The organism is Sporosarcina koreensis, from assembly GCF_001531445.1.
In the GTDB taxonomy this organism is placed as follows: Bacteria; Bacillota; Bacilli; order Bacillales_A; family Planococcaceae; genus Sporosarcina; species Sporosarcina koreensis_C.
Genome location: NZ_LQYA01000231.1, coordinates 1 through 4,391, shown reverse-complemented (window position 1 = coordinate 4,391; position 4,391 = coordinate 1). Strand labels below are relative to the sequence as shown.

Annotated in this window: 6 protein-coding genes; 3 read left to right on the top strand and 3 right to left on the bottom strand. The window is 44.3% G+C overall.

Annotated elements, in window-relative coordinates; translation table 11 throughout:
- Positions 1–126 precede the first annotated feature (126 nt).
- The 3 genes from AWV70_RS19840 to AWV70_RS19830 all read right to left on the bottom strand — a co-directional run bounded on the left by AWV70_RS19840 (position 127) and on the right by AWV70_RS19830 (position 2,405).
- A complete protein-coding gene (locus AWV70_RS19840; RefSeq protein WP_060210249.1) occupies positions 127–360 on the bottom strand; it encodes an IDEAL domain-containing protein in 234 nt (77 codons plus the stop codon).
- 100 nt (positions 361–460) lie between these two features.
- Positions 461–1,672 (bottom strand): ABC transporter permease, encoded by a 1,212-nt coding sequence (locus AWV70_RS19835; protein WP_060210248.1) that lies wholly within the window; start codon positions 1,670–1,672, stop codon positions 461–463.
- Positions 1,656–2,405, bottom strand: a complete 750-nt coding sequence (locus AWV70_RS19830) for an ABC transporter ATP-binding protein (RefSeq protein ID WP_060210247.1) — start codon at positions 2,403–2,405, stop codon at positions 1,656–1,658. The genes AWV70_RS19835 and AWV70_RS19830 overlap by 17 nt, the downstream gene beginning before the upstream one ends.
- A 151-nt stretch (positions 2,406–2,556) precedes the next feature.
- On the opposite strand from AWV70_RS19830, the gene AWV70_RS19825 reads away from it, so the two are divergent.
- The 3 genes from AWV70_RS19825 to AWV70_RS19815 all read left to right on the top strand — a co-directional run bounded on the left by AWV70_RS19825 (position 2,557) and on the right by AWV70_RS19815 (position 4,182).
- Positions 2,557–2,982, top strand: a complete 426-nt coding sequence (locus AWV70_RS19825) for an HIT family protein (protein ID WP_060210246.1) — start codon at positions 2,557–2,559, stop codon at positions 2,980–2,982.
- A 196-nt stretch (positions 2,983–3,178) separates the two neighbouring features.
- Positions 3,179–3,703, top strand: a complete 525-nt coding sequence (locus AWV70_RS19820) for a tryptophan transporter (RefSeq protein WP_060210245.1) — start codon at positions 3,179–3,181, stop codon at positions 3,701–3,703.
- 116 nt (positions 3,704–3,819) lie between these two features.
- Positions 3,820–4,182: a YtxH domain-containing protein gene (locus AWV70_RS19815; RefSeq protein WP_060210244.1), complete on the top strand. Its 363-nt coding sequence runs from the start codon at positions 3,820–3,822 to the stop codon at positions 4,180–4,182.
- The last annotated feature ends 209 nt before the right edge of the window (positions 4,183–4,391 follow it).

The window sequence follows — 4,391 nt, the reverse complement described above, 5'->3', positions numbered from 1 at the left end:
GATGTGCTCGTAACGCTTTGCGTTTGCGAGGAGCTGGCCGCCGGAACTAGCCATCAATCAAAAATATAAAAAGCGGGTCTGCACAGCTAATCGGTTAACGATTAGCGAGCAGCCCGCTTAAGTTGGTTAATGTTCCTCCAGTTTCACCAATTCATCCGTCAGACTTTTGAAGGTGTACTCGTCCTTTTCATCAAGCGCAATATCAATAAGTTTCAAGAGACGTTTCTTCGTTTGCTCCCGATGAATATGATTCAGGAATAGATCCATATAAATATCATTCAATAATCTCTCCGCTTGAAGCGAAGTGCTATTTTTCCCCACGGCTTTTAAAAACTCGGCATATGAATAATTGTTTTCCATCTCTCTCACCCCTGATGCCTTTTTTCTATTATACATAAATTCCGATATCAGTTGCAAGGTTTTTGAGAATATTCTATTTTTATTTCGTAGTGATGTTCGTTCAAACTTCTTCCGTTTTGTCATTTGAAACGCGGATTGTCGCTTCAGAAACGATGAGTACGATCGCCGCCATAATGACTGGCGTCACTGATATACCGATTGCAATCAGACCCGCCACTAGAACAAACATTGCCTGGAGCAATTGAACACCGCTAACTGTTTTACGAATGGCAGGCGTTCTCGTATTGTCCGTTTCCGGGAAAAGCATATCCATCCTGAAGTCGTCTCCCGCCCGTAATGCATGAACCAATTGGATTGCTGACGCAAATGCCAATGCACCGATAAAAATATAGACGACAATCGGGAACGGAATAAGGACAACGCCCAACACCGACAGCGCCGTCAATCTGACCCATAACCAAAATATGTCATCCGTGCGCATAAGCGTCCTTCGCAGCAAATATCGTTGAGGCGACGTTTGTCCGAAACGCGCAGGACGCATGAGGAAGCCAAGCCAACCACGTCGGCTGACAGATCCTTTTAAATGCGGGACGTCGGTGAAATAATTCGCAAAGCGATAAAACCGCATCATGCGATTTTGCTCAAGGGTTATGAAATGTTCATACGGGAAAGGATTTGCAGCACTTCTTTTCTTCCAGAATAAATAATAGACTGCCATCAGCACACCGACGAGCGGTATGAAATAGGGACTGCCAGCTAGCATCACATAAATAAGAAGCGCCGCCAACACGAACCTGACAAAACGGTCTTTCCAAATACCTTCCCCTTCATTAGCACGGCGGTAATGGTATTCTGTCTCAACATACAGCCATTTCACAAGGAATATGACGATCGCAGTGAGAATGAATTGCGGTTTCCCGGTGACGTCTGTTGCTGCCAACAATGGCAATAGGACGATGAATAAAATGTAAGGAATCGGCAACTGTGAAAACAGAGAATAGCGTAACGACCGCCTCAAATACTCTTCCAGCTTATTTTCCATTGGCAGGAAAAAGACGATATCCGCCGGCTTCAACAACGTAACAGGCGATCCCATTGATAACACAGCCCCAAGTACGGCTGCCGCTATGATTGCGGAAGGAAAGCCAGATGGCACTTCTTTCAGCCATTCACTGTATGCGTAGCCGCCCGCGCCGATTGTAAAGAGCAACACAATCGCCAAATGGCCAGTGAAAACGAACCGCATATATTTTTGGAGTTCGTTCATGTAATGAATAAAACGGTTGCCCCATATTTCACGCAAACTGTTCATGGTCATTGTCCTCAGTCATTGAAATATAGAGCTCGTCCAAAGTGGCACCCGGACGGTTGAAGGCTTTCCGCAAATCATCCATCGTTCCTTGCGCTCTCACGCGTCCTTCATGCAGCAGAATAATCCGGTCGCAATATTTCTCCGCAGTGGAAAGCACATGGGTCGACATCAATACGGAAGCGCCATTTGCTTTTCTTTCTTCTATTTGGTCAAGCAATGAACGGATTCCGATCGGGTCGAGCCCGACAAACGGTTCATCGATAATATACAGTGAAGGTTCCACTAAAAATGCGCATAAAATCATGACTTTTTGCCGCATCCCTTTTGAGAAATGCGATGGAAACCAATTCAACCGCTTCTCCATCATGAACTCTTTCAATAGTATTTCAGTGCGCGCATCGAATGATTCCCGATCCAATCCATACGCCATCGCCGTCAATTCAAGATGTTCTTTCAACGTCAGCTCTTCGTATAAAATCGGTGTTTCCGGAATATATGTGAACGCTTTACGATATGCTTCAGGGTTTTCACGAAACGTGACGCCATTCACTACAATTTCGCCTTGATGCGGATTCATTAGTCCGATAATATGTTTGATCGTCGTACTTTTTCCGGCACCGTTCAAGCCGATCAAACCGACAAGCTCGCCTTTACCGATTTCAAATGATAAATCGTGTAGAACAGGTTTACGTGTATATCCACCTGTCACGTCTTTTACTTCAAGAATCGCCATAGTCATCCTCCATTCTTGTTTCCATTTTACCAAACATCGAACCGGAATGCTTTGTCCATCTTTCATGCATTAACAGAAAATATGCTACACTTGTGTCATTAATGAATACTTCTCCTAAAGGGAGACGTAGAATCGGAAAGGATGACCTCAAATGACATCATGTATCTTTTGTAAAATCGCAGAAGGCACCCTCCCTAGTGAGAAAATCTATGAAGATGAGCACGTTATCGCCATTTTGGACGTCATGCCTGTAACGAAAGGGCATGTTTTGCTTATTCCAAAAAAGCATCGTGAAAATCTGTATGAATTCACAGAAGAAGAAGCTTCCCGTCTATTCTCGGTTGCTCCCAAAATCGCGAATGTGCTAAAAGAGGAATTCACACCTGCTGGGATGAATCTACTGCAAAACAATGGAGCGGCTGCCGGCCAAGCTGTCTTCCACTTCCATATGCATTTCATCCCGCGCTATGATCAAACGGATGGCTTCCAATCGGACTGGAATCCGAAGGTGGAGGAGTTCCCCAAAGAACAGATCCAAGAGATTGCGGAGCAGATCCGAAGCCGGTTCGGTAAATAATAAAGTAAAACTTCACTCAGTGGTTCTTTCCACTGAGTGTTAGTTGAACGAATCGGGCATTTACTGCCAGTTAATGCGGGACAGGACTTGCTAGTTCATAAAATCCCCTGTATAATTTATGTATGTTTTCGCTGCCGATCACGAGGATACGTCAGGAGAACGAAAAAATTAGAGTCTAGTTGAGGAGAGATGAGAATTGAATACGAAAAATCTTACGTTGATGGCGCTGCTAATATCAGTGGGTGCTGCTTTGTACTTGGTCATTCCGGGGTATGGCGAGGGCATGAAACCAGATTTCATGCTGACGATGATGTTCATCGGCATCTTTTTATTCCCGGACGTTAAGAGTGTCTTTTTGCTTGGAGCGACGACCGGAGTCCTATCAGGGATTTTCACAAGCCTCCCAGGAGGATTCATCCCGAATGTCATCGATAAGTTCATCACGGCATTTGTCGTGTTTGCGGTCATCGTACTACTTAGGAAAGCCGCTAACCATTTAATCCTTTCAATCATCATCGCTTGCTGCGGAACACTGTTATCAGGAACAATCTTCCTGTTCGTCGCCATTTTCGTCATTGGCGTGAACATTCCATTTGGATTTTTGTTCATCACAGTCGTTCTTCCTGCAATCGCTATGAACGGGTTAGCATTCTTCATCATTTACCCGATCATTACAACTTTGTTGAAGCGTACTTCATTCAAAACAGCATTGTCCAATTGATAATAAAAAGCTTTCCTTCAGAGGGAAGCTTTTTTCATTTGCCCAAAACAGTTTGCCATGTTTTAATAAATCTATGAAAAGGAATACTATTCAATATGAAAGGAGTGCTCTCCACTATGAAAGCATCTACATTTCTCGCTGGGCTACTTGCAGGTTCGGTGACAGCCGCTGTCACTGTGTTATTTTCAACTCCACAAACAGGCAGCGAAATCCGCTCGTCCGTTAAAAACGCTTCAACTGACATGAAGCATAAATTGAACGACGTCAAAGGAAAAATCACCGAGTTGAAAAACTCCATTACACATATGACGAAGGAAGCAAAAGAATTGGTTCCAGAAGCCGTCAATGGAATTAAAGGCTCGATCGAACAATGGCAGCTCTCGACCGAATCGAACAGACTGAAGCTCGAAAAGGAACTATCTGCAATCCAGAACTCTATCGCCGAATTGGAACAATCCATTGCGGCGCAACAGAAGTGATAGACATGATGATAGACAAACTCAAAAAAGATTGAGTTTGTCTATTTTTTTGATTTGAAAGCCTTGTTTGAATGCAGGATGGTTTGCTTTGGATGCCGGGTAACTCGCTTTGGACGTGGTATGATGACTTGCTTTGGACGTGAAATGGCTCGCTTTGGACGCAGGGTGACTCGCTTTGGACGTGAAATGGCTTGCTTTGGACGCAGGGT